We start from the raw sequence: 24,974 nt of genomic DNA on the forward strand, positions 1-24,974 counted from the left end.
ATGGCAAGCGACCTGCTTGGGATTGGTTCATCGGGTGTGCTGGCACAGCAACGCCTGCTGCAGACCACCAGTAACAACATAGTGAACGTCAATAGCCAGGGCTATGTGCGTGAGCGTACGCTGGTGTATACCAATACCATCGGTCTGGGGACCGGTGACATCAAGACCCAACGGGTAATCAACGACTATATGCAGGGGGAGGTGCGCCGTGATACCTCCGCCTATCATGCCTCCCTGACCCATTATGAACAGCTGGCTGGCGTTGACAGCTTGCTTGGGGATACCAGCAACAGCGTGGGGGCGGCCATCACCTCCTACTTCAAGTCATTTCACTCAGCCAATGAATCGCCTGCCGAGATCGGTGGGCGCAAGGTGGTGATGACGGAGTTGAGTGGCATGGTCAACCGTTTTCATACCCTCTCGGCGCAGCTCGACAAGCAGAGCGATACCCTCAACACCCGTCTCGAAGATGAAACCAAGCAGGTCAACAGCCTGCTCACCAGTATCAATGATCTTAATCAGGCCATCATCCGCACCCAGGGGTCACCCGAAGAGAACCTGATGCTGTTTGATCAGCGGGATGAGGCGATCCGCCAGCTGTCGGAGAAGATGGATATTCGCACCGTAGCCCAACCCAACGGCAGCATGCTGGTCAATATGAGCACTGGCCATTCGTTGGTACTAAACGGCGGCGTGGCTCAGTTTAAAGTGATGCCCAGTGATCCTGATTCGAGAGATTTAGAGCTGCAATTAACTTTGGGTGATAATGAGGCGCTTATTGACAACGAGACCTTTGGTGGCGCCGTGGGAGGCCTTTTCAAAGCACGTAACGACCTTGAACCGACCAAGCGCGAACTGGGGCAGCTGGCCGTGGCGATGGCGGATGCGATGAACCAGCAGAACCGCCTCGGGATGGATCTGGATAACGAGATTGGCGGCGATATCTTCACCCTGCCTACCAGCAAGGGCTTACCCTACGGCAATAACACCGGGACGGTCGGGGCGAATGTCAGCTTTGTGTCGGGCAAGGGGACATCAGTGACCCCGTTTGATTACGAAGTGCGCTTTAGCAGCGCCACCGGTTATGAGGTGTTCTCGCTGGACAAGTCTGGTAATCGAACCTCTGTGGCGACTGGCACGACCCCTCCTGCAACGTTTGAACTCACGGGTCACGGCATTTCAATCGATATCACCGGTGCGCCGGCTGCGGGTGACAGACTGTTGCTGCAACCGACCAAAAGTGCGGCCGCCGGTCTGGGTCAGCTGATCACCCGACCGGAAGATTTGGCCCTGGCCTCTCCGCTTAAAGCGGAAAAGACCACCAATAATGGCGGCGGGGCAGATATCAAACTGGGTGGCGTATTCAATACAGGTGCAGGGTCAGGTTTTGGTACCAATAGTCTGAGCCCGACAGCGCCTCAGGTGGTCAAAATCGATGCCAGTGGTAACTATCAGGTGTTTCAAGCTGATGGTACTACCCTGATAGGTACGGCCCCCGCGAGCAGCAAGGGGCAGAATTTAATGGCAGCCTTGCAACTGCCACCACCCACTGGTGGACCAGCTTATCCAAATCCGAAACAGGCCCCCGGTTACGAGTTCAGCATCACCGGAACGGTGGATGCCGGTGACAGCTTCAAGCTCAGTTACAACAGCAATGGCTTTGCCGATAACAGCAATGGCCTGGTTCTGGCCGAGCTGCAAAACAAGGATCTGGTGCGCAAGAGCACCAATGGTGGGACGACCAACGACAAGATGACCTTCAATCAGGCCTATTCCGGGTTGGTGATGGAAGTGGGTAACAATACCAGTCAGGCAAAAACGCTGCTCAAGGCGAATGAGTCCAAGCTTATCCAGAGCACCGGCATCTTTGAAAGCGTGTCTGGGGTCAATCTGGAGGAGGAGGCGGCCAATCTGATCCGCTTCCAGCAATCCTATGCGGCATCGGCGCAAATCGTCAGCACGGCCAAAACTATTTTCGATACACTGCTCTCTTCCGTGAGGTAACGTCATGCGTATCACCACCAACATGATCTACGACCGGAATATCTATTCCCTCAATAGTGCCAACGAGCGGTTGAATACTGCCTACCAACAGCGGCAAACCGGTAATAAATTTCAGACAGCCGGAGAAGATCCCGCAGGAATGAGCCAGAAGATGGCACTGACCAAGGAGATTGACCTGTTCAAGCAGTACAGTGTCAATGGCAGCTTGCTGGAAAACAGTTTGGGGCATGAGGAGACGGTATTAACGTCGATTAACAATGCGATGCTTAGTGCCCAGACCCTGATCCAGAAGTCAAATAATGGTTCTATCAGCATGGATGATCGCAAGGCCATAGCCAGCGAGCTTGAAGGGTTGCAGCAGCAGATGTTCGACCTGATGAATAGCAAAAACTCCTCGGGTGAATTTATATTTGGTGGCAATCAGAGCAAGACCCAGCCATATATAAAAGACGTCAACGGAAAATATATTTATCAGGGTGATCCAGGTCAGCGAAATATTCAGGTCTCACCCACAGTACAAATCGCTGCCAATGATTCCGGGCAGGATCTGTTTGAAATCGTGGCGACCAGAAGAACCGCCAGTGCAACCACAGCAAATATCAAGGTTGGGATAGGCGATCAGGGTAACTTTGATACTTTCTACAAGTCCAATTATAACTCGGCACTGCCTAGCAACACCTATACCGTATCAACCACCATAGGTCCGCCTGATACCTATGATATCAAGGATGCCGGTGGCAATACGTTGCAAACGGGTAACTACACTGCTGGCACCAAGATCCCCTTTAATGGTCTGGAGTTGACCCTTGATTTGCCTGCAGGTGGTGCGGCTCAGCAGTTTGATCTTAATCCACCGAAGAATGACAACATATTGAATGGTATGTCGGACTTTATTACGGCTCTGCGAGATCCGGCTATTTCTGCCGAGACCTTCGAGCAGAAAATAGCCGATGCTACCGTTCATATGAAAAATGCCCGCCTGAATATCGATCATGGGTTGGGTGAGTTGGGCGGCCGGATGAACAGTCTGGAACAGGCTATGGGCTCCAATGAGGGATTGAGTACCCTCAACGCCGAGGCGAGAGCCAAGGTGTCGGAAGCGGATCTCTATGAAGTGATTTCCGCGCTGTCAAAAGAGGATGCGGCATTGAGTGCCTCGCAACTCTCTTTCAGCAAAATAAGCCGTCTGACGCTATTTGACTATATTCGCTAATTAGAGAGGGGCCCTTTGGGGCCTTTTCTTTTGTCCAGACTATGAAAATTGGTTCCGTGTCATCTCCTGCCAATTGTAACAAGCTGTTGCCGTTGCCAATTTAATGGTGGTTGCGGGGTTGACCTCCCAGCGGGATTGGATAATCATGCCGCCCGCACAACAGAGGGTTGTGCGAATTATTTGCAGCATCTCGTTAGGCGAGGCTCCTGTATAAACACAGGCCACTGATCTCACGACGTCCAGAGACGCCCAAGATCAGGACAGTTTTCATCGGATTAAGGTGTAAACCCAAGTGGCTTCCGGCATGCCGGATACGTTATACAGTGCTAAAGCTGGTACGTGGGGATGATGACACGCCGAACGGCGTCATTTCCTGCCTATTACTCGTCAATCAAATTGCTGTTTTCTTGTCGTTGCCTCCGGCTATTTCCGGAGGCATTCAGGTTCGCCTGAAATCACATGAGGATATCTGTGATGAAGAAAACACATACCATTCTTAACCGTCACCAATTGCTCGATCTGGCCGCCCTGCAGGGTTGGCTGGAACATAATCTGGATCCGGTTCAGCGCGCCGAGCAACTGCTGACCCTGCGTCCGGAAGAGCTCAACTGCATCTTTGATACCCTGCCAATTCCGCAAGGGGCCGAACTGCTCGGCTCACTCTCGGCCGAGAGTGCCGGGCGCCTGTTGCAGCGGTTGCATGGCAGCATCGTCAGCGTGTTGCAGGAGGCCATTCCCCGCCGTGATATGGTCGCTATCCTGCGCAAACTGAGTCGTCAGGATCGCACCATGTTGCTGGCTCGCTTCCCGACCCAGGCGCAGGCCATGTATTACTCCCTGCTGGATTGGCCCACCGAGTCGGTGGGGGCCAACATGCGCCACGAATATCTGGCGGTGCGGGAGGAGGACACGGTCGGTCACGCCAAACAGCTGATCCACGATGCCTGGGACAATGCCCAGCTGTTTCGCCATATCTATGTGGTCAACGGGGATGGTCGTCTGCAAGGAAGCCTCTCCCTCAAGACCTTGCTGATCGCCGACCCGCTGGCCAACGTCACGACCCTGATGGATCGGGAGACGGTGCGGATCAACGCCCGAGCCGATCAGGAGTTGGCAGCGCGCCTGTTGATCGACCGCGACCTGTCTGTATTGCCGGTCGAGGATCAGGGGCGACTGGTCGGTATTTTCCACGTCGATGATGCAGCGGATATTCTGGAGCTCGAATCCACCGAGGATGCCGAGATGCAGGGGGGGTCATCACCGCTCGATACCCCTTACTTGCAGGCAACGCCCTGGCAGCTGTGGCGCAAACGGGTGGGCTGGCTACTGATCCTGTTTGTGGCGGAAGCCTACACCGGCACTGTGCTGCGGGCATTTGAGGAGCAGCTGGAAGCGGCCATCGCGCTGGCTTTCTTTATCCCCTTGCTGATCGGTACTGGTGGTAACAGCGGCACCCAGATCACAACCACCATAGTACGAGCCATGGCGGTCGGGGAGGTGAGTCTGCGCAATCTCGGCACAGTGCTGAAAAAGGAGCTCTCCACCGGTCTGCTCATCTCGGGTGCCATTGCCATGGCGGCTTGGGTACGGGCATGGAGTCTCGGCGTCGGTCCCCAGATTGGCATGGTAGTGACCTTTACCATCATCGCCATCGTGCTCTGGAGTGCTACGGTCGCGTCCATTATTCCCATGGTGCTGCGCCGTTTCCGCATCGATCCGGCGGTGGTCTCTGCGCCATTCATCGCGACATTGGTGGATGGTACCGGCCTTATCATCTACTTCGAGATGGCCAAGTGGTTGTTGCCCGAGTTGCAGTAACCGGGAGATTGAGATGAAAAAGGCAGCCATTGGGCTGCCTTTTGCATTTATCTTTCCGGTTTAGCCGAGCTGGAACAACAGTGGCCAGCCCTGCTCCTGGCAATAACGATGCTCCTTCTCCAGATTCTGCATCAGGAGACGGTTCTCCTCGCACCAGTCGATCGGCAGGGTCACGACCAGCTGCTCCCCTTGTACCGCGACTTTCCACTCAGGCAGCAGGTTGTCCTGCCGCTTGTGGTGAGCGGCGACTGCGAGGCGCAGGATGCGGATGCAGCGCAGCACCGTCTGCATGTCGTGGTTGGGCAGGGGCGGCAGCTCGGAGAGCTTGAGCCCCTTGCGCTGAAAGCGTACCAGCGCGGCCAGCAGTGCCTGATCGTCCTGGTTGAAGCCGGGCAGGTCGGTGTGTTGCAGGATATAGGCGGAGTGGCGATGGATGCCGCTGTAGTTGATGGCAAGGCCAATTTCGTGCAGCCGCGCCGCCCAGCCGAGGATAGCGCGATAGGGCTCTATCTCCATCTGCCAGGGCTCTTGCAAGGCATCAAACAGGGTCAGCACGCTCTGCTCCACCCGGGCGGCTTGTTTGCGGTCCATCCGGTAGTGGGTGCCGAGCGCCTGTGCCGTCCGTTCGCGAATATCGTGGTGCTGCAAGCGCTCCTCGAATTCATAAAGCAACCCTTCGCGCAGCGCACCATCGGAGTAGTCTAGCCGCTCGATGGGCAATGAGGTAAACAGGCCAAGCAGGATGGCGACCGCAGCGGCAAACACCTCCTGGCGCTCCTCGGTGAGCCCGACCAGTTTGAGGTTATCGACTCGCTTGCGCTCAATCATCAGCGCTTTGAGCCGCTCCAGCCCCTCCAGCGTAATACTGCCATCGGTCAGCCCCTCACCCTGCAGTACGTCGCGCACGGTGCGGATCGAACCTGAGCTGCCAAGACAGCTCTGCCAGCCCAGCTTGCGGTACTGGTTGACGATGGGGGCGAGCTGGTGCTGCGCCTCCAGCACGGCATTGGTGAAGTGCTTGTCGCTCAGCTTGCCGCTGGCAAAGAAGCTCTGGGTAAAGCTGACGCAGCCCATCTTGCGGCTGGTGAGGGCCTTGTGTTCAAACCCTTCACCGATGATGAGCTCGGTGCTGCCGCCGCCGATATCGATGACCAGTACCTGGCCCTCGATATGCTGGGTATGGGCGACCCCCTGATAGATGAGCCGTGCTTCTTCCTGCCCGCTGATGATCTCGATGGGGTGGTTGAGCACCTTGGCCGCTTCGCTGACGAACTCGCGCGCGTTGCTGGCCCGTCGCAATGTGTAGGTGCCAGCGATGCGGATCTGATCCGGTTTGATGTTGGTTAGCCGCTCGGCAAAGAGTGACAGACAGGCGAGGCCGCGTTCCATCGCCTCCGGGCTCATCCGTTTCTGCTCATCCATCCCTTCCGCCAGCCGCACTCGCTCCTTGATGCGATCGACGATGCGAAAACGCCCTTCGCTCAAATGGGCGATCACCATATGAAAACTGTTGGAGCCGAGATCCACGGCGGCATAGAGACTATTGTCCATTGTTTGACTCGATACGTTTGAGATAGTCGTAAATCGCCACCTGAGAGCGGATCTTGCGGCGGTTGCCCCGCTTCACATATTCGTTCTGCTGGTCGGCATCAATGACCCGCGCCTTGCAGGTATCACTCAGTTGTAGTTCGAGAATGTCCATGATGCGCTGCTTGAGGCGCTCATCATAAATGGGGGTGCCCACCTCAATACGGCCGTCGATATTGCGGCTCATCCAGTCGGCGCTGGAGATATAGAGCTGGGGGTTGCCCTTGTTGTGGAACACCATCACCCGCGGGTGCTCGAGGAAGCGGTCGATGATGCTGATCACCTTGATGTTGTCACTGAGGCCCGGTACGCCCGGACGCAGGGCGCACATGCCACGGATGATCATCTGGATCGGTACTCCCGCCTGCCCGGCGGCATAGAGGCGGTTGATGAGATCCTTGTCCACCAGATTGTTGATCTTGAGGATGATACCGCTCGGCTGGCCCGCCTTGGCGTTGGAGAGCTCGTTGTCGATGAGGCGATAGAGCTGACGGCGGCTGTTGATGGGGGAGACCAGCAGGTGGTTGAATTTGTAACGCTTATAGGGGTACTCGATGTATTCAAATACCCCTTCCACTTCGGCGGTGATATCCGGATTGCGGGTCAGCAGCGAGAAGTCGGTGTAGATCTTGGCGGTCTTCTCGTTGAAGTTCCCGGTGCCGATATGGGCGTAGCGCACCGCCTCGCCATTTTCGTGGCGGGTGATGAGGCAGAGCTTGGAGTGGATCTTGAGGCTCGGCACCCCGAACACCACCTTGACCCCGGCATCGGTAAGGATGTTGGCCCAGTCGATGTTGGCCGCCTCGTCGAAACGGGCGCGCAGCTCGACCACCACGGTCACCTTCTTGCCGTTGTTGGCGGCATCGATGAGGGAGTGGATGATCCGCGACTTCTTGGCCACCCGATAAATATTGATGCGAATGGCGCTGACCGCCGGATCGAACGCCGCCTGGCGCACCAGTTCGGTGAAATGGTGGAACTTGTGGTACGGGTAGTAGAGCAGGATATCCTGCTTGGTAATCGCATCGAAGGCGTTGACGAAACCGTCAAAATCGCGGCAATCGAGGGCCGGCAGCTTGGGGTTTTCCAGATAGTCACGGCCCACGTTGGGGAAGCCGATGAAATCCTTGAAGTTGTGGTAACGCCCGCCCGGCATGATGGCATCGTAGGAGCTGATCTGCAGCTTGAGCTTGAGGAAGCTTATCATGGCAGCGGGCATCTCCCGCTCGTAGACGAAGCGCACCGGCATGGCGGTGAGGCGCTGCTTCAAGCCGTCACTCATCTTGTCCACCAGGCTCAAGTCCAGCTGGTCGGAGAGATCGTATTCTGCATCCCGGGTCAGCTTCACCGCATAGGCGGCAATCTCGTCGTAGTCGAAGAAGCCCTTGAAGATCTCGTCGAGGCAGAAGCGGATGACGTTATCCAGAATGATGATCTGCTTCTTGCGGCGGGTCCCTTCCGGTGGCAACTGGAAGAAGCGGGGCAGGTCGTCGGTCGGCACTTCCACCAGGGCGTACTGGATCACCTGACCGTTCTTCTTCATCTCGATGGCCAGATAGGTGTACTCATCCTTGAGGAATTTGACCGGATTGACCTCTTTGTTGAGCAGGATCGGGATGATGTGACGCAGCACCTTCTCCTTGAAGAAGACCCGCAGCCACTTCTGAATGGCATCGGAGAGCTGGTTCTCGTTGACCAGAAAGATGTTGTGGCGAGCGAGCGCAATCAACAGCTCTTTATAGGTGTTGTCGAACGCTTCACCGAGCGCCATCACTTTTTGCTGGATGGCGCGCAGCAGCACTTTCGCTTCATCGTCGCCACCATGTACTTCATTGATGAGGATGCGACGCTTGACGTCCGATACCCGTACCTTGAAGAACTCATCCTGGTTGGAGGAGAAAATCCCCAGAAAACGAACCCGCTCGATGAGGGGCACCGTCTTGTCCATTGCCTCTTGCAACACCCGTTCATTGAATGAGAGCCAGCTCAGCTCTTTCTCTTCATACTGCTTGTCGGTGCTCATCTTGTGCCTCTGTTTCAGGTCGCGTCTGCGCGGCAGTTATGGCGTTAATATATGACAAATAAATGACAGTATTGTTACTGTTCGCTGAACGCTTCGTCGATGTCGACCACCAGATCGTCGGAGAGGGATTCCAGCGCGGTGATAAGCGTATCCATCGCGAGCCCGTCGGGCAGGGCAACCAGCGCATGGGCATAGAAGAGCGGGGCGCCGGAGTGGGGAGCCGGTTCACAGCCAGTGGTGAGATCGGCCACGTTGATCTCGAGCTGGCGCAGGATGCTGGCTACTTCATGGACGATGCCGGGGCGGTCGTTGCCGGTCACTGTCATCATGACTTGATGGGCTGGCTCGGCGGTAGGTGTCCCTTCGGCAAAGCTGATGGTCAGACCCGGTAGCAGGGCCAGTGCTTCGCACAGGCTGCGATAGTGCTCATCGGGGACAGAGACATGGAGGATACCGGCAAACTGGCCCGCCAGTTCGCTCATGGCGCTGCCCAGCCAGTTGCCCTGCTCGCGGCTGATGACAGCTGCCAGACTCTCGACGATCCCGGGTTTGTCTGCACCGATCACGGTGACCACCAATTGCTTTTGCATCCTGCTCTCCTTGAAATGGGATTTCTTGCTCTATCCCTATTGTGCCTGCAGGGGCTGGTCATATGAACCCCCGCCTGCTGACAAATAGATAAAAAGACGGGACTTTTCACTTTCTATACACGGGTCTGCTGCCTTGCTCCGTAGCGGCTGTGGTAAAGTAATTCCCCTTTCGTGTCGTGAACTGGATCGTGCTCTCATGAATACCCTTGTCCTTTCGGGATTGTTGTTGCTGGCGCTGCTTGTGCTGGCGATCTTCTGGAGCAGAGGCAGACAGCAAAAGCGCCTGCCCTATGATGTGCAGGAGACCCTGTTCAGTCCCGCCGAACGATCGTTCCTCGGGGTGCTGGATCTGGCGGTGGGTGACAAGGCCCGGGTCTTTGCCAAGGTGCGGGTGGCCGATGTGCTGACGCCGCAGGCCGGGATCGGCAAGAGCAAATGGCAGCAGCACTTCAACAAGATCAGTGCTAAGCATTTCGACTATCTGCTTTGCCACCCCGCGGATCTCTCCTTTATCTGTGCCATCGAACTCGATGACAGCTCCCATCGTCACCAGAAGCGCAAGGCGCGGGATCTCTTTCTGAAAACCGCCTGCGACAGCGCCGGTCTGCCGTTGCTGCAGATCCCGGCAAGTGCCAGCTATCTTGTGGAAGAGCTGCGCGAACAGATCCTGCCGCTGCTGGTCAAAACCAGCGAACCATTGATCGACGATTTGCCGCACGGGGCGCGCCGCGAGCCGACGTTCAACCCTCTGCTGCTGGACGGCGTGGATATCGGTGCCGGGATGCGTGGCCGTACTGCCCATGCCGAGGCGATCTCGCCTGCGTCGCTCCACGAGCCCGCCATTCAGGCCAAGGGGATGGTGGAGGCGCCACAGAGTGAGGGGGAGCTGGTCGATAGCCTGTTCGCCGATGTAGAGGATGACGAGGAGCGTGAAGTACACCACTGCCCTCGTTGTGATGCGCCGCTGGTGGAGCGGGAGGCGAAAAAAGGCCCCCACGCCGGTCGACTCTTTCTGGCTTGCAGCCGTTTTCCAGAGTGTCGTTACGCGGCGCCGCACCACCATAATCGCCACTGAGTGCGCTTCACCGTGTTGCATGCTGCCCTCTGACGAGGGCAGTTTTCTTTCCGCCATTGGCGGCGTTTGTTAACGGCGCCAATGCAGAAAATTCCTCGGCAAAATTTATCTAATCTCCCGTTTCTGTCGATACACTTAGCCTGAATACGACAATTTTTGACAATGTGTCGGAATTTTGGCACTTTGTGTGCCAGCAAAAAGACAGTCGGTAGCTGTTTTATCATCAAATAAAACAATAAGTTAGTTCAGGACATCGCGAGGAATGGATATGGTGGAGATGGGCGTGTTGATTGTTGATGCCGATGCGCAGCGGCGCCAACAGTTGGGAACCGTGCTCTCGTTTATGGGGATCCCGTGGCAGGAGGTGGCACAAAGTGATCTGGATGTGGCCATCGAATCCTCCGGTCCGCTGCAAGGGGTGCTGGTGGGTGAGCTGACCGACCGTCCCTTGTCAGATCTGCTGGCCGCCTTCCCCCGTACCCCCTTCCTCTCGCTGGTTGAGGCCGATCTGCCCAACAGCAACTTTATCGGGGTCGCGATCTCGCCCTTTACCTATGAATCCCTTACTCGTCATCTGCACTTCTGTCAGGCCTTTGTATCCTTGCATCCCCGTCAGCAGACCCATGACAAGGGGCAGGCCCTGCTGCGTTTGCTGGTGGGCAAAGGGAAGGGGATCCAGGAGGTACGCCGCCTCATCAGCCAGGTGGCCGAGACCGATGCCAACGTGCTGATCCTCGGGGAGTCTGGCACTGGTAAAGAGGTGGTGGCGCGCGCTATCCATGAACTCTCTTCCCGCAGCAGTGGCCCCTTCGTGCCCATCAACTGCGGCGCTATTCCGGCCGAATTGCTGGAGAGCGAACTGTTTGGCCACGAGAAGGGGGCGTTTACCGGTGCCATCGCGGCTCGTCGCGGTCGCTTCGAGCTGGCGCAGGGGGGCACCCTGTTCCTCGACGAGATCGGCGACATGCCGATGCCGATGCAGGTCAAACTGCTGCGGGTGCTGCAGGAGCGGTTGTTCGACCGGGTCGGTGGCGGCAAGCCCATTCAGGCCGATGTGCGCATCATAGCGGCGACCCACCGGGATCTGGAGGCGATGATCCGCACTCAGGGTTTTCGTGAAGATCTCTACTACCGCCTCAACGTCTTCCCCATTGAGACGCCGCCGCTGCGGGATCGCATCGATGACATCCCGCTGCTGCTGCAGGAGCTGCTCAACCGCCATGCCGAGCAGCACCATGGCTTTATCCGGTTGACCCAGCGGGCGCTGGAGTCACTGATGCAGTACCCCTGGCCCGGCAACGTGCGCGAGCTCTCTAACCTGCTGGAGCGGCTGTTGATCCTCTATCCACACCAGATCGTCGATGTGGCGGATCTGCCGAGCCGTTATCGCCTGCTGCCGAGCGAGCCGCGTGATGAGCGGCTGACCGAGATGGATGAACGGGATGCGCTGGCGGCGGTGTTTCAGGATCCGCCCGAGCTGGATCACTCCCTCGCTTCGGCCCGCACCATGCAGCTGCCGGAGGAGGGGGTCAACCTCAAAGAGATGCTGGCCGACCTTGAAGTGGAGCTGATCCGTCAGGCGCTGGAGTCTCAGGACGGGGTGGTGGCCCGCGCTGCCGATCTGCTCGGCATGCGCCGTACCACTCTGGTTGAGAAGATGAAAAAGTACGGGATGAGCAAGGACGTCTGAGGGTCAAAGCCTTGACGCTAATGCGCAATTCATTGTTTTAATTCATATATTTTAGTGGCATGGAAATTGAATAACCTGACCCAATAGCCAGTTTGAGGTCAGGTTTATGACAATCCAGCAGCAGGACATGCCACTCCAGTCCCACGAAGTGAGCCAGCTCTATGCCATCTTCAAGGCGCTCCCCACCGGGGTGTTGCTGCTTGACGGGGCAGGGGTGGTCACCCGCGCGAATCCGGCGGCCATCTCCCTGCTGGGGGAGCCGCTGGAAGGGGAGCTCTGGCGTCACATCATTGCCCGCTGCTTCGAACCGCGCGAGGATGATGGCCACGAGATCTCCTTGCGCGACGGGCGCCGGGTGCAGCTCTCGACCCAACCGCTGCCGGATCAGCCCGGCCAGCTGGTCTTTATCAATGACCTGACCGAAACCCGTAAACTGCAAGACCGCATCAACCACATGAAGCGGCTGTCGGCGCTCGGCAATATGGCGGCCTCGCTCGCCCACCAGATCCGCACGCCGCTCTCCGCCGCCATGCTCTATGCCGCCAATCTGGCCAACCGCACCCTCAAGCCGGAATCCCGCACTCAGTTTCAGCAAAAGCTGATGGCCCGTTTGCAGGATCTGGAGAAGCAGATCAACGACATCCTGCTGTTTGCCCGCAACGGTGACAATCAGGTGGTCACCCCCATCTCGGTACAAGGGCTGCTGGCCGAAGTGCAGGCCGGTGCCGAGGCCTTCTGCCAGCAACAGGGCTGCGAGCTGCACATGGAGGCGCCGGAGCCCGATCTCTGTCTGCTGGCGAACAGCAGTGCGTTGGCTGGAGCCATCAACAACCTGATTGCCAATGCCCAGCAGGCAGGGGCCACCTCGCTCTTGGTCAGCGCGGTGCGCAGCGGTGCCCGGGTGGAGATGCGGGTCATCGATAATGGCAAGGGGATCCCTCCCCATCAGCTTGGTCAGGTATTCGAACCCTTCTTTACCACTCGCTCCCAGGGCACAGGCCTCGGGCTGGCGGTGGTGCAATCTGTAGTGCGTGCCCATCAGGGGGAGGTCAGTGTGGCCTCGGTTCCCGGTGAAGGCACCTGCTTTACTCTGTCGTTCCCCCTGCACCAGCAACCGGTGCAGCTTGGAGGTGTAGCATGACACAGGCCAGGATCCTGGTAGTTGAAGATGACAATGGCCTGCGCGAAGCGCTGGTGGATACCCTTTTGCTCGGCGGTTATGAGTGCCGTGAAGCGGACAGCGGCGAGCGGGCTCTGCTGGCCCTCTCCCGTCAGCCGTTTGACATGGTGATCTCCGATATCCAGATGGGGGGAATGGACGGCCTCACCCTGCTGGCAACCATTCGCCAGCAATATCCGCAGATACCTGTGCTGCTGATGACCGCCTACGCCAACATCGATGGCGCGGTGCGCGCCATGCGCGAAGGGGCCATCGACTATCTGGCCAAGCCGTTCTCCCCGGAGGTGCTGCTTAATCAGGTCAGCCGCTATGTGCCCGCCCAGAAGGTGGAGAAGCGCGCCGTGGTCTACGGGGATCCCAAAACTGCCGAGCTGTTCCAGCTGGCGACCCGGGTGGCCAGAAGCGAAGCGACCGTGATGGTGACCGGCCCGAGCGGGACGGGGAAAGAGGTGCTGGCCCGTTACATTCACGATAACTCCAACCGCGCCGAGCAGCCCTTCGTCGCCATCAACTGCGCCGCCATTCCGGAAAACATGCTGGAGGCGACCCTGTTTGGCTACGAGAAGGGCGCCTTCACCGGTGCGGTACAGGGGTGCCCGGGCAAGTTCGAACAAGCGCAGGGAGGCACCCTGCTGCTCGACGAGATCACCGAGATGGATCAGGGGCTGCAAGCCAAATTGCTGCGGGTACTGCAGGAGAAAGAGGTGGAGCGGCTCGGCAGTCGCAAGATGATCCCGCTGGATGTGCGGGTCATCGCTACCAGCAACCGGGATTTGAAAAAAGCGGTGCAGGATGGCCTGTTCCGCGAAGATCTCTACTATCGCCTCAACGTCTTTCCGCTGCGCTGGTCTGCCCTCTGCGAGCGGTCCGGCGACATTCTGCCGCTGGCGGAGCACCTGCTGGCGCTTCATGCCAGTCAGCAGGGGTTACCGACACCACAGTTGACGGACGCCTCGCGGGATCGGCTGCTGGCTCATCCCTGGCCCGGCAACGTGCGGGAGCTGGACAACGTGGTACAGCGCGCCCTGATCCTCAGCCCCGACGGGGTCATTGATTGTGACCACCTCATTCTGGAGGAGCTGGACGAGCAGGAGATGGAGTTTGTCAGCGTCGAGCGCAGCTATGGTGGCGACCGCCTCGGCAGCGAGCTCAAGCAGCAGGAGCACCAGATCATTCTCGACACCCTGCAAGATTGTAACGGCAGCCGCAAGGCGGTGGCCGACCGGCTCGGCATCAGCCCGCGCACCCTGCGCTACAAGCTGGCCCAGATGCGGGAGGCGGGGATCGACCTGCCAGCCTGAGGCCGAGAGGGAAACCGCACTGTGTGGGGGCTGTCATGGTCTTGACGGCCCGGCTCGATTATCATGGGGCCCTTGGCGCTTTGAGCCTGGGCCCTGTTTTTATTGGTAAAGCAGGGGACCGAGCCTTAATAAGGGACCCCTATGATCTCTCATCGAAAACTCGAAACCGTACTGAACCATCTGCTCGAACCGCACGCCATCAAGGATTACTGCCCCAACGGCTTGCAAGTGGAGGGGCGCGAACGTATTCGCAAGGTGGTGACCGGTGTCACCGCCAGTCAGGCGCTTATCGACGCGGCGGTGGCTGCCGAGGCCGATGCCATTCTGGTCCATCACGGCTACTTCTGGAGCGGTGAACCGGCCCAGATCACCGGCATGAAGCAGCGTCGTCTCAAGACCCTGCTGACCCACGATATCAATCTGTTTGCCTACCATTTGCCGCTGGACGTGCACCCCGAGGTGGGTAACAACGCCCAGCTCGCCAAGCTGCTCGACATCAAGGTACGCCGCGGTCTGGAGCCGTGGAACAGCAAGAGCGTCGCCATGGTGGGCAAGCTGGAAGAGCCGATGAGCGGCCGCGATTTTGCCAAGCTGATTGCCGAGCGCCTTGGCCGTGAACCCCTCTATTGTGGCGACAGCGGTCCCGAGCTTATCCGTTCCGTGGCCTGGTGTACCGGCGGCGGTCAGAGCTACATCAATCTGGCGGCGGAGCAGGGCATCGATGCCTTTATCTCCGGCGAAGCCTCCGAGCAGACCATTCACACCGCTCGCGAGATGGGGATGCACTTCTACGCTGCGGGCCATCACGCTACCGAGCGTTACGGCGTCAAGGCGCTGGGGGAGTGGCTGGCGACCGTGCATGGGCTGGATGTGACCTTTATCGATATCGACAATCCGGTCTAGGGTCGCTTGGCCGCGTAGCGGCGTAATCGGACCTGACCTCAGCCAGCGTGTGGTAGTTAGAAATGACAAGGGAGGCCTAAGCCTCCCTTGTTGTATCTGACATGCAGTTGTTGGCGGTTACTCGCAGGCGTAACCAGCGGGGCCCAGCAGGGCGCCATCCAGTTGCACTGCACCATCTACCATCTGCAGCCTGCCTTCGCAGAACCAGCGAACCACCAGCGGGTAGATGCTGTGCTCCTGCGCCTGTACCCGTGCTGCTACCTCGTCCGCAGTGTCCCCTTCAAAGATGGGCACGCGGGCCTGCAGGATCACCGGGCCACCGTCCAGCTCTTCGGTGACGAAGTGGACGCTGGCGCCATGCTCACTATCACCGGCATCTATGGCGCGCTGGTGGGTGTGCAGGCCCTGATACTTGGGCAGCAGGGAGGGGTGGATATTGATCATCCGCCCGGCGAAATGGCGCACCAGATCGCCGCTCAATATCCGCATAAACCCCGCCAGTACCACCAGATCCGGCTGATAGTCTGCCATCAGCGCCAGCAGGGCGGCGTCATACTCCTCCCGGCTGGCAAACTGTTGCTGGGCCAGAATGGAGGTCGCCACCCCCGCTTCTTTGGCGCGAACCAGACCATAGGCATCGGCCTTGTTGCTGATAACGCCGACCACTTCACCGGCAATCTTGCCGCTGGCGCAGTGGTCGAGGATCGCCTGCTGGTTGCTGCCGCTGCCAGAGATTAGGACGAGGATCCGCATCATTTGATGACGACCTGCTCCTCACCGTCTGCTGCCTTGGCGATATGACCGATGTGCCATGCGTTCTCCCCTTCTGCCTTGAGCAGGGTCAGCGCCTTCTCCAGCTGGTTGGCGGGCAGGGCGATGATCATGCCGACGCCGCAGTTGAAGGTGCGATACATCTCGTGACGGGTGACGTTGCCAGCCTGCTGCAGCCAGCTGAACACTGCCGGCCACTGCCAGCTCTGCTCGTCGATCACCGCTTGAGTGTTGGCAGGCAATACGCGCGGGATGTTCTCCCAGAAGCCACCACCTGTGATGTGGGAGAGGGCGTGGATCTCGCACTCCTTGATCAGCTTGAGCACCGGTTTCACATAGATGCGAGTCGGCTCCAGCAAGGCATCTGCGAGGGTGCGGTCACCCAGCGGCTGATGCACGTCGGCTTTGGAGACTTCCAGAATTTTACGGATCAGGGAGAAGCCGTTGGAGTGAGGGCCGCTGGCGGCCAGGGCGATCAGGGCATCCCCTTCACCGACCTTGCTGCCGTCGATGATTTCGCTTTTCTCCACCACACCGACGCAGAAACCGGCGATGTCGTAGTCTTCCCCTTCATACATACCCGGCATCTCGGCGGTCTCGCCGCCCACCAGGGCACAGCCTGATTGCTCGCAACCGGCACCGATCCCGGTGACTACCGCGGCCGCGGTGTCCACGTCCAGCTTGCCGGTCGCATAGTAGTCGAGGAAGAACAGCGGCTCGGCGCCCTGTACGATCAGGTCATTGACGCACATGGCCACCAAATCGATGCCCACGGTGTCGTGTTTCTTCAGGTCGATGGCCAGCCGCAGCTTGGTGCCCACACCATCGGTACCGGAGACCAGTACCGGCTCCTTGTAGCCCGCAGGGATTTGACACAAGGCCCCAAAGCCGCCAAGACCACCAAGGACTTCAGGACGACGAGTGCGCTTTGACACGCCCTTGATACGTTCAACCAGTGCATTGCCAGCATCGATATCTACGCCAGCATCCTTGTAGCTCAGTGAGGTTTTGTCAGTCACGAGTATTCCCCGTCATGTAAAGAAGTGGAGGGTAAAATTCGGGGCGTATTCTAACAGTGGCGGTGAAAAACCAGAAAGGAAATCGTTTGCGCGTTTTTGCGCGGAAATGCTCTACAAGCGGTGGCTTTTGTTGTATGATTCCGCGATTTTTTTGCGGCAGGTTAGAGGAGATAATAATGAAAGTCGTTGAAGTCAAACACCCCCTGGTCAAACACAAGATCGGTCTGATGCGTGAAGGCGATATCAGCACCAAGCGTTTCCGTGAACTGGCCAAAGAAGTGGGCAGTTTGTTGACCTATGAAGCGACCTCTGACTTCGAAACCGAGAAGGTTATCATCGATGGCTGGAATGGGCCAGTAGAAGTTGACCAGATCAAGGGCAAGAAGGTAACCGTCGTACCTATCCTGCGTGCCGGCCTTGGCATGATGGATGGCGTGCTGGAGCACATGCCGAGTGCCCGCGTCAGCGTGGTCGGTATCTACCGCGATGAAGAGACCCTGCAACCGGTTCCCTATTTCGAGAAGATCGTCAGCAACATCGAAGAACGTCTGGCGCTGGTCATCGATCCGATGCTGGCCACCGGCGGCTCCATGATCGCCACTATCGATCTGCTGAAGAATAAAGGCTGCCAATCCATCAAGGTGCTGGTACTGGTTGCCGCGCCGGAAGGGATCAAGGCACTGGAAGCCGCTCACCCAGACGTAGAGCTCTACTGTGCTTCTGTCGACCAGGGGCTGAACGAGAAAGGCTACATCGTGCCGGGTCTGGGCGATGCAGGCGACAAGATCTTCGGTACCAAATAAGTTTATGCCTTGACCTGCTTCCCATGTGGAAGGGGTGATCGGAGCCGGCGCATCGCCGGCTCTGCTGTTTGTGGCCGCTTGTGCCAGCCTTGCCGCAGGACGCGCCTTGCCGCTACCATAAGCACACTCTCCCATTTCGAGACTCTGTTCATGTTCAAACGTGTTGTGACCGCCCTCTGCTGCGGCTTGTCATTCATGGCCTCGGCCGCTCAGGTGACCGACCTCTATCAGGGCAAGGCCCCGACCAGTGGCGACATGGTGGCCGCTCAAGGGCAGGCACTGGGCCAGGTGCTGATCAAGGTCACCGGCAAGCGTGACATCCTCACCCAGCCGGTGGTGGTCAAGGCGCTGGCGGCTCCGGGCGACTATGTCAAAAGCTATGGCTATCAGGATCAGGACTCCGTCAAGTATCTGAAAGCCGAGTTCAAGAGTGACAAGGTCAACAGCCTGGTCTCCGAGAGCCAGTTTGCCCTGCTTGGCCCGGCTCGTCCCCAAATGGCCATCTGGCTGGTGGTGGATCAGGGTGAGCGCCGCCTGCTGGCGGATCAATCCAGCGATGGTTGGGCGCAAGCCTTGCGCGAGCAGGCCCAGATGCTGGGGCTGCCCATCAGCATTCCGCTGATGGATCTCGATGACAACATGGCGGTCAGTGCCACCGACGTCTGGGGACGCTTTGCCGACCCGATTTTGCAGGCAAGCCAGCGCTATGGCGCCGAGATGGTGGTGTTGGGCAAGCTGACACCGGAAGGTGACAAGTGGAGCATCGATTGGGGGCTCTACGGCCCCAAAGCGGCCGGTGAAGTGACCGAGCTGACCCGTGGCAATAGCACCGGCACTCAGGCCGAAGTGGCGCAAGGGTTTGCCGATACCCTGGCGGCCTGGCTGGTGAAAAACTACGGTGCCCGTATCTCGGGTCCGGCAACCAGCCAGACCCTGGTGGTGGATGGCCTCTCCGAAGTGGACAGCATGATCGCCGTGCAGAAGATGCTGCAGGGGATGGCCAACGTCAGCAAGGTGGCGATCGGCAAGCTGGAGGGGGACCAGGTCACCTTCAACTTTACCCTGCAAGGGGAGCAGGCCGAGCTGGTGCGGGCGCTGCAGCTTGAGAGTCGTTTGCGCAAGGTTGACGATAATGGCAGCGGTTTGCGTTACCAATGGTCGCAGCCCTGATTTTATAAGGCTTTTGTAGACCGCCCGGCTTGCCCGGGCGGTTCTCTATCTGCCTTTGCGATGATACACTTAGCCACAAATGTCACAGTCAAAGCCCAACGAGTGAAGCAACCGGCCCAACTGTCTTTAGCCGTACAACTACCGGATGATGAAACCTTCGTCAGTTTTTATCCCGGCAACAATGCTCATCTGATCACCGCCCTCAAAAACGCGGCCATCGGTCAGGGATCGCCTTTCCTCTATTTCTGGGGAGCCAAGGGATCCGGACGCTCTCATCTGCTCCACGCCACCTGTGCCGAGGTCAACGCCCGCGATGCGGCGGCGGCCTATCTCTCCCTCGATCAATTTGAACAGCTCGATCCCAGCATGCTCGATGCCCTCGAAAGCCTGCCGCTGGTCTGTCTCGACAGCCTTGAGGCGATCGCCGGCAATGCCGTGTGGGAGCGGGCGCTGTTCGATTTCTACAACCGCTGGCAGGAGAAGGGCGAGGGGACGCTGGTGGTCACCGGCTGCAGCGCACCGCGCAAACTGGGGCTGCAACTGCCGGATCTCGCTTCGCGCCTCGACTGGGGTGTCAGTTTCCATCTCGAAGAGCTGGATGATGAAGGCAAGCTCAGTGCCCTGCAGCTGCGTGCCGAGCTGCGGGGCTTCAAATTGCCCATCGATGTGGGCCGCTTCCTGCTCAACCGACTCTCCCGCGATATGCGCACCCTGCTCACCACTCTCAATCAGCTCGACAACGCCTCATTTCGCGCCAAGCGCAAGCTCACCATTCCCTTTGTCAAAGAGATCCTCGAGCTCTGATCCTCTCTGCGGTGTGCGGTTGTGGCCTGACTTTCGTTTGAATGGCAGATAAAAAGAAACCCCGGCTGCAGGCCGGGGTTTTGCTATTTCAAGGCAGCTCTCTTATTAGTGGAACTGATCTTCTTCGGTGGAGCCGGTCAGCGCGGTGACCGAGGATTGGCCACCCTGAATGACGGTGGTCACCTTGTCGAAGTAACCGGTACCGACCTCCTGCTGGTGGGCCACAAAGGTGTAGCCGCGGCTGGCGGCGGCAAATTCCGGCTCCTGCACCATCTCAACGTAGTGCTTCATCCCTTCGCCACGGGCGTACTGGTAGGCCAGTTCGTACATGTGGAACCACATGTTGTGGATACCCGCGAGGGTGATGAACTGGTACTTGTAGCCCATGTCGGAGAGCTCCTGCTGGAAGCGGGCGATGGTGGCATCGTCCAGATTCTTCTTCCAGTTGAAGCTAGGGGAGCAGTTGTAGGCCAGGATGCGATCCGGGAACTTGGCCTTGATTGCTTCGGCAAATTTACGTGCTTCGTCCAGGTCTGGCTTGGCGGTTTCACACCACACCATGTCGGCGTAGGGGGCGTAAGCCAGACCGCGAGCGATGGCCTGATCGATACCGGCACGCACCTTGTAGAACCCTTCGGCAGTGCGCTCGCCAGTCAGGAAGTCTGCATCGTACGGGTCGGCGTCGGTGGTCAACAGGTCAGCGGCGTTGGCGTCGGTACGGGCGATCACCAGGGTGGTGGTGCCGCACACATCGGCTGCCAGACGGGCAGCAACCAGCTTCTGCACCGCTTCCTGAGTCGGTACCAGCACCTTGCCACCCATGTGGCCGCACTTCTTGACCGAAGCGAGTTGATCTTCGAAGTGCACGCCAGCGGCGCCCGCTTCAATCATCCCCTTCATCAGTTCGAAGGCATTAAGCACACCGCCGAAACCGGCTTCCGCATCCGCCACGATCGGCAGGAAGTAGTCGATAAAGCCCTCATCCTGCGGTCCTACCTTGTTGGCCCACTGGATCTGGTCGGCACGGGCGAAGGAGTTGTTGATGCGCTCCACCACGGACGGTACAGAGTTGGCCGGGTAGAGGGACTGATCCGGATACATGGTGGAGGACAAGTTGTTGTCCGCCGCCACCTGCCAGCCGGAGAGGTAGATCGCCTCGATCCCCGCCTTGGCCTGCTGCACCGCCTGACCGCCGGTCAGGGCGCCGAGGCAGTTGACGTAGCCTTTCTTGGCGTCGCCGTGGATCAGGCCCCACAGCTTGTCGGCACCGCGCTGAGCCAGGGTGTGCACCGGCTGCAAGCTGCCGCGCAGGTTCACCACATCTTCGGCGCTGTAGCCGCGCTTGATCCCTTTCCAGCGGGGGTTTTCCGCCCAGTCTTTCTCGATAGCCTGGATCTGTTGCTCACGGGTCAGTGCCATATCAGTTCCCTCTTTCATTGATTTCACGTTTCCATTGACTTGTTATTGGCGAGCCCCGCCCGGGGCCCGTGATTCAGAGCCGCTCGTAACCGGGCAGCGTCAGAAAATCGATCAGGGTATCGGCGCAGGTGATCTCTTCCATCAGTTCGCTTGCCTCGGCAAAGCGTCCTGCCTGCCAGCGCGCGGCGCCCACCTCGGCTTTGACCACCTCCAGCTCCTCGGCCAGCATCTGGCGGAACAGCTCCTTGGTCACCACCTTGCCGTTCGACAGGCTCTTGCCGTGGCGGATCCACTGCCAGATGGAGGTGCGGGAGATCTCGGCGGTGGCGGCATCTTCCATCAGACCGTAGATGGGCACGCAGCCGTTGCCGTTGATCCAGGCCTCCAGATATTGCAGGGCAACCCGGATATTTGTACGCATGCCAGCTTCGGTCCGCTCGCCCTCACAGGGTGCCAGCAGGTCGGCGGCAGTGATGGGGGCATCCTGCTCGCGCAGTACGCCGATCTGGTTCTTGGCGCCAGCCTTAATGGTGGCGTTGAACACCGCCATGGCGGTATCAGCGAGGCCAGGGTGGGCGACCCAGGTACCGTCGTGGCCGTTGTTGGCTTCGCGCTCTTTGTCGGCCTTGACCTTGGCGAAGACCTGCTCGTTGACGGCCGCATCCTTGGCCGGAATAAAGGCGGCCATACCGCCCATCGCCAGCGCACCACGCTTGTGACAGGTCTTGATCAGCAGCCGCGAGTAGGCGGAGAGGAACGGCTTGTCCATGGTCACCACCTGACGATCAGGCAGTACCCGATCCGGATGGTTCTTCAAGGTTTTGATATAGCTGAAAATGTAGTCCCAGCGGCCACAGTTGAGGGCAACGATGTGATCCTTCATCTGATAGAGCAGCTCATCCATCTCGAATACGGCTGGCAGGGTTTCAATCAGCACGGTGGCCTTGATGGTGCCACGGGGCAGACCAAACTTGTCCTCGGTCCAGGCGAACACTTCGCTCCACCAACGCCCTTCCAGATGGCTCTGCAACTTGGGCACGTAGAAGTAGGGGCCCGAGCCTTTGGCCAGCAGCGCTTGGTAGTTGTGCAGGAAATAGAGGGCAAAATCGAACAGACCGCCGGGGATCGGCTCGCCATCAAAGGTGACATGTTTTTCCGGCAAGTGCAGACCGCGTACCCGGCAGATGAGTACCGCCGGATTGGGGGTCAGGGTGTAGGCCTTTCCTTCCGGACTGGTGTAAGAGATGGTCTCGTTGACTGCATCGCGCAGGTTGATTTGACCCTCGATCACCTTATTCCAGGCGGGGGCCAGTGAATCCTCGAAATCCGCCATGAACACCTTGACGTTGGCGTTGAGGGCGTTGATCACCATCTTGCGCTCGACCGGGCCGGTGATCTCCACACGGCGGTCTTGCAGGTCGGCGGGAATGCCGCGAATGGTCCAGTCACCTTCACGGATGTGGGCGGTTTCCGGCAGGAAGTCCGGCAGCTCGCCGCCATCGATACGGGCCTGGCGTGCCACACGTTGTTTCAGCAATTCCCCTCTTTGGGGAGCAAAACGTTCCACCAGTTCGGAGACCAGAGCCACCGCGTCCGGCGTCAGAATTTGCGCGTATTCGGGCAGCATCTCGCCCTGGATGCGAAGGCGGGCGCTGCAGTGGGTCTGAGCCGGTGCCGACATAAGTTTCACTCCTTTGAGAATTACATTTTGAACTTACTAACTACGACTAAAGTCGAATCCCTGTTCCTGAAACGTTCCCGCAACAACGGGGTAACACGATTGATAAGGTGCGAAATATTGTTGAGTACGTCAACAGTTTTTTTTAAACACTTGTTTTTTGGATATGGTTAAGTTGATGTTTTTTATTACTTTATTGGGTTGGTGTAAAAGCTCTACGCAGATGGTTATGCTCCTGCTTTTTCCCATCGGACAACGGCTAATTGGGGCCGTTACCCTGCCCCTCATTTTGTAACTTATTACGTAATAAAATTACAGATGCAAAAACAAATCCCGACCTAACTCCAGGCTTTGCCAAAACAGCCGTATAAAGTGCGTTTGAATGTGGCAATGAATGCTTTGCTATTGCTAGACCTATTTGGTAAACGTGCGTTTTAAACTTGATGTGGTGATGCAGGCTCTGTTGGCACCAGCGGTTGCAACGATGGAAAGTGAAGCGCAATAACGTAGGTTTGTATCAGTTGTCGGGGGGAATGCTGGAGAGGGAAGGGGGAGATGTATCAGTCAATAATACTGCCATCCTTGATAGAATTAGCAGTTTGTCGTTTTTTGCAGATTTCTCGCCAAGGGCCTGAAACGGAGAGCGTTGAACAGGCGATGTGCTGGTCATGAGCGGCCATCTGGCCGGGCTCAATAGTCATCATCCGGTTCGGCCAGATCGATCACATCCAGCTGGATGACCTGTTCATTTTCGCTTTCGGTGTGGCAAGGGGTGTCGTGAGGAACGGAATAAAGCTTAATGGCGGGTGCGAAATCGGTGTTCTGGTTCATGCCTGGTCCTGTGTTGCACGCAAGCCGGACAGTGATCCCTTCACTCGTGTTTCCACCTCCCTGTGTTGTCTACCGGCGGAAAGTTGCGCATCTTAATGAGTTCGGCAAAAAGATTCAAGTGGTTCTGGGTGTTTTTTGTGCTTGATAGGTAGGCATCGTCAGGAGGATAAATCGGAGGCAAAAAAAAAGCCCAGTCGTTTGACTGGGCTATTCTCGGGGAAAATGGTCGGTGTGAGAGGATTCGAACCTCCGACCCTCTACACCCCATGCAGATGCGCTACCTGGCTGCGCTACACACCGACGGAGTCAGACTCGGCTGACGGGGAGGAAGTCTAATAGCATGGCCAAACGGGTGCAACTCCTTTTTTATCATAGAGATGCCGATTGCTTCTTTATTGCTCAGTCGGGATGCGGCTTGGGTCTGACGTGCAGATTTGGCATAATCGCCGCCCTGTCACCGCGAGCTATCATGCCTGCTATCTATGGAATCATCTGACAGGTATGGATAGCTGGAATGCAAACTTGAACAATATAAAGATAAAGAGGGGATGGGCGTGAAACCATCAGAGGTCTCAGAGACACCGAGTCAGACCGAGCAGGACGAACAGTGGATGCGCCATGCCATGGCATTGGCCGCCCGGGCCGAAGGGATTGGCGAGATCCCGGTCGGTGCCGTACTGGTGCTGGATGGTCAGGTGGTGGGCGAGGGGTGGAATCGCTCCATCAGCGAACACGATGCCTGTGCCCATGCCGAGGTGATGGCGATCCGGGCGGCGGGCAGGCAGCTGGCGAACTACCGGCTGCTCGACACCACTCTTTATGTGACGCTGGAGCCCTGCTGTATGTGTGCCGGTGCGCTGATCCATAGCCGGGTCAAGCGGGTGGTTTACGGCGCCCGAGATCTCAAGACCGGTGCCGCGGGGTCGGTGTTCGAGATCTTGCAGGACTCGCGCCACAATCATAGAGTCGAGCTGACCGGCGGCGTGCTGGCCGATGCCTGCTCGGCCCAGTTGTCGGCCTTCTTCAAGCGCCGCCGTGCCGAGAAAAAGGCAGCCAAACTGGCGCTGCAACAATCAAACGATACCCTTTCCTGAA

The 24,974-nt window shown here is 58.1% G+C and carries 20 protein-coding genes, 1 tRNA gene and 1 riboswitch; of the genes, 12 read left to right on the forward strand and 9 right to left on the reverse strand.

Annotated elements, in window-relative coordinates; genetic code table 11:
- The 3 genes from AB5Y84_RS20500 (at position 1) to mgtE (ending at position 5,035) form a co-directional block, all read left to right on the forward strand.
- Positions 1 to 2,004: a flagellar basal body rod C-terminal domain-containing protein gene (locus AB5Y84_RS20500; protein WP_167572155.1), complete on the forward strand. Its 2,004-nt coding sequence runs from the start codon at positions 1 to 3 to the stop codon at positions 2,002 to 2,004.
- A 4-nt stretch (positions 2,005 to 2,008) separates the two neighbouring features.
- A complete protein-coding gene (flgL, locus tag AB5Y84_RS20505) occupies positions 2,009 to 3,217 on the forward strand; it encodes a flagellar hook-associated protein FlgL (protein WP_167572154.1) in 1,209 nt (402 codons plus the stop codon).
- 182 nt (positions 3,218 to 3,399) lie between these two features.
- A riboswitch (M-box (ykoK) riboswitch) is annotated at positions 3,400 to 3,569 on the forward strand.
- A 122-nt stretch (positions 3,570 to 3,691) separates the two neighbouring features.
- Entirely contained in the window at positions 3,692 to 5,035 is a 1,344-nt protein-coding gene (gene mgtE, locus AB5Y84_RS20510; RefSeq protein WP_257724921.1) for a magnesium transporter, read from the forward strand.
- A gap of 60 nt (positions 5,036 to 5,095) precedes the next feature.
- On the opposite strand, the gene ppx is transcribed toward mgtE, so the two are convergent.
- The 3 genes from ppx to AB5Y84_RS20525 form a co-directional block, all read right to left on the reverse strand.
- Positions 5,096 to 6,586 (reverse strand): exopolyphosphatase, encoded by a 1,491-nt coding sequence (ppx, locus tag AB5Y84_RS20515; RefSeq protein ID WP_160881800.1) that lies wholly within the window; start codon positions 6,584 to 6,586, stop codon positions 5,096 to 5,098.
- Positions 6,576 to 8,645, reverse strand: a complete 2,070-nt coding sequence (gene ppk1, locus AB5Y84_RS20520; RefSeq protein ID WP_005350671.1) for a polyphosphate kinase 1 — start codon at positions 8,643 to 8,645, stop codon at positions 6,576 to 6,578. The genes ppx and ppk1 overlap by 11 nt, the downstream gene beginning before the upstream one ends.
- A 74-nt stretch (positions 8,646 to 8,719) precedes the next feature.
- Positions 8,720 to 9,235 carry a glycine cleavage system protein R gene (locus AB5Y84_RS20525; RefSeq protein WP_047437655.1) on the reverse strand — a complete coding sequence of 172 codons (516 nt, stop codon included), beginning with the start codon at positions 9,233 to 9,235 and terminating at the stop codon, positions 8,720 to 8,722.
- Positions 9,236 to 9,431: 196 nt separating this feature from the next.
- On the opposite strand from AB5Y84_RS20525, the gene AB5Y84_RS20530 reads away from it, so the two are divergent.
- The 5 genes from AB5Y84_RS20530 to AB5Y84_RS20550 all read left to right on the forward strand — a co-directional run bounded on the left by AB5Y84_RS20530 (position 9,432) and on the right by AB5Y84_RS20550 (position 15,384).
- Positions 9,432 to 10,310, forward strand: a complete 879-nt coding sequence (locus AB5Y84_RS20530) for a DUF2726 domain-containing protein (RefSeq protein WP_368177621.1) — start codon at positions 9,432 to 9,434, stop codon at positions 10,308 to 10,310.
- Positions 10,311 to 10,578: 268 nt separating this feature from the next.
- On the forward strand, positions 10,579 to 12,000 hold the full coding sequence (locus AB5Y84_RS20535) for a sigma-54 dependent transcriptional regulator (RefSeq protein ID WP_162895325.1): 1,422 nt from the start codon (positions 10,579 to 10,581) through the stop codon (positions 11,998 to 12,000).
- Between the two features lie 106 nt (positions 12,001 to 12,106).
- Complete coding sequence (locus AB5Y84_RS20540) at positions 12,107 to 13,141, forward strand: PAS domain-containing sensor histidine kinase (protein ID WP_257724917.1); 1,035 nt, start codon at positions 12,107 to 12,109, stop codon at positions 13,139 to 13,141.
- Entirely contained in the window at positions 13,138 to 14,481 is a 1,344-nt protein-coding gene (locus AB5Y84_RS20545; RefSeq protein WP_257724916.1) for a sigma-54 dependent transcriptional regulator, read from the forward strand. The genes AB5Y84_RS20540 and AB5Y84_RS20545 overlap by 4 nt, the downstream gene beginning before the upstream one ends.
- Before the next feature lie 141 nt (positions 14,482 to 14,622).
- Positions 14,623 to 15,384 carry a Nif3-like dinuclear metal center hexameric protein gene (locus AB5Y84_RS20550; RefSeq protein WP_106843152.1) on the forward strand — a complete coding sequence of 254 codons (762 nt, stop codon included), beginning with the start codon at positions 14,623 to 14,625 and terminating at the stop codon, positions 15,382 to 15,384.
- Between the two features lie 117 nt (positions 15,385 to 15,501).
- Here the strand turns inward: AB5Y84_RS20550 and purN are convergent, their stop codons facing one another.
- Together purN and purM are read right to left on the reverse strand one after the other, a co-directional pair.
- The gene (purN, locus tag AB5Y84_RS20555; protein WP_257724915.1) at positions 15,502 to 16,140 is read right to left on the reverse strand and encodes a phosphoribosylglycinamide formyltransferase; all 639 of its coding nucleotides are present in this window, start codon (positions 16,138 to 16,140) and stop codon (positions 15,502 to 15,504) included.
- A complete protein-coding gene (gene purM / locus AB5Y84_RS20560; RefSeq protein ID WP_042080181.1) occupies positions 16,137 to 17,174 on the reverse strand; it encodes a phosphoribosylformylglycinamidine cyclo-ligase in 1,038 nt (345 codons plus the stop codon). Before purM ends, purN begins: the two co-directional genes overlap by 4 nt.
- Positions 17,175 to 17,350: 176 nt before the next feature.
- On the opposite strand from purM, the gene upp reads away from it, so the two are divergent.
- The 3 genes from upp (at position 17,351) to hda (ending at position 19,951) form a co-directional block, all read left to right on the forward strand.
- The gene (gene upp, locus AB5Y84_RS20565) at positions 17,351 to 17,977 is read left to right on the forward strand and encodes a uracil phosphoribosyltransferase (protein ID WP_257724914.1); all 627 of its coding nucleotides are present in this window, start codon (positions 17,351 to 17,353) and stop codon (positions 17,975 to 17,977) included.
- 150 nt (positions 17,978 to 18,127) lie between these two features.
- Positions 18,128 to 19,147, forward strand: a complete 1,020-nt coding sequence (locus AB5Y84_RS20570; protein ID WP_236340885.1) for a DUF2066 domain-containing protein — start codon at positions 18,128 to 18,130, stop codon at positions 19,145 to 19,147.
- 102 nt (positions 19,148 to 19,249) lie between these two features.
- The gene (gene hda / locus AB5Y84_RS20575) at positions 19,250 to 19,951 is read left to right on the forward strand and encodes a DnaA inactivator Hda (protein WP_013723920.1); all 702 of its coding nucleotides are present in this window, start codon (positions 19,250 to 19,252) and stop codon (positions 19,949 to 19,951) included.
- A gap of 105 nt (positions 19,952 to 20,056) precedes the next feature.
- Here hda and aceA read toward each other — a convergent pair whose 3' ends face one another.
- The 4 genes from aceA to AB5Y84_RS20595 form a co-directional block, all read right to left on the reverse strand.
- Positions 20,057 to 21,370 carry an isocitrate lyase gene (gene aceA, locus AB5Y84_RS20580; RefSeq protein WP_005344572.1) on the reverse strand — a complete coding sequence of 438 codons (1,314 nt, stop codon included), beginning with the start codon at positions 21,368 to 21,370 and terminating at the stop codon, positions 20,057 to 20,059.
- A 73-nt stretch (positions 21,371 to 21,443) separates the two neighbouring features.
- The gene (gene aceB / locus AB5Y84_RS20585; protein ID WP_257724913.1) at positions 21,444 to 23,051 is read right to left on the reverse strand and encodes a malate synthase A; all 1,608 of its coding nucleotides are present in this window, start codon (positions 23,049 to 23,051) and stop codon (positions 21,444 to 21,446) included.
- Positions 23,052 to 23,738: 687 nt separating this feature from the next.
- Entirely contained in the window at positions 23,739 to 23,879 is a 141-nt protein-coding gene (locus AB5Y84_RS20590; RefSeq protein WP_257724912.1) for a hypothetical protein, read from the reverse strand.
- Between the two features lie 223 nt (positions 23,880 to 24,102).
- Positions 24,103 to 24,179 (reverse strand) — tRNA-Pro (locus AB5Y84_RS20595).
- Positions 24,180 to 24,490: 311 nt separating this feature from the next.
- Here AB5Y84_RS20595 and tadA point away from each other — a divergent pair.
- Positions 24,491 to 24,973 carry a tRNA adenosine(34) deaminase TadA gene (gene tadA, locus AB5Y84_RS20600; protein WP_257724924.1) on the forward strand — a complete coding sequence of 161 codons (483 nt, stop codon included), beginning with the start codon at positions 24,491 to 24,493 and terminating at the stop codon, positions 24,971 to 24,973.
- Position 24,974: the final 1 nt, after the last annotated feature.

The sequence above is a fragment of the Aeromonas sp. s11 genome, assembly GCF_040907945.1.
GTDB classification, from domain to species: Bacteria; Pseudomonadota; Gammaproteobacteria; order Enterobacterales; family Aeromonadaceae; genus Aeromonas; species Aeromonas veronii.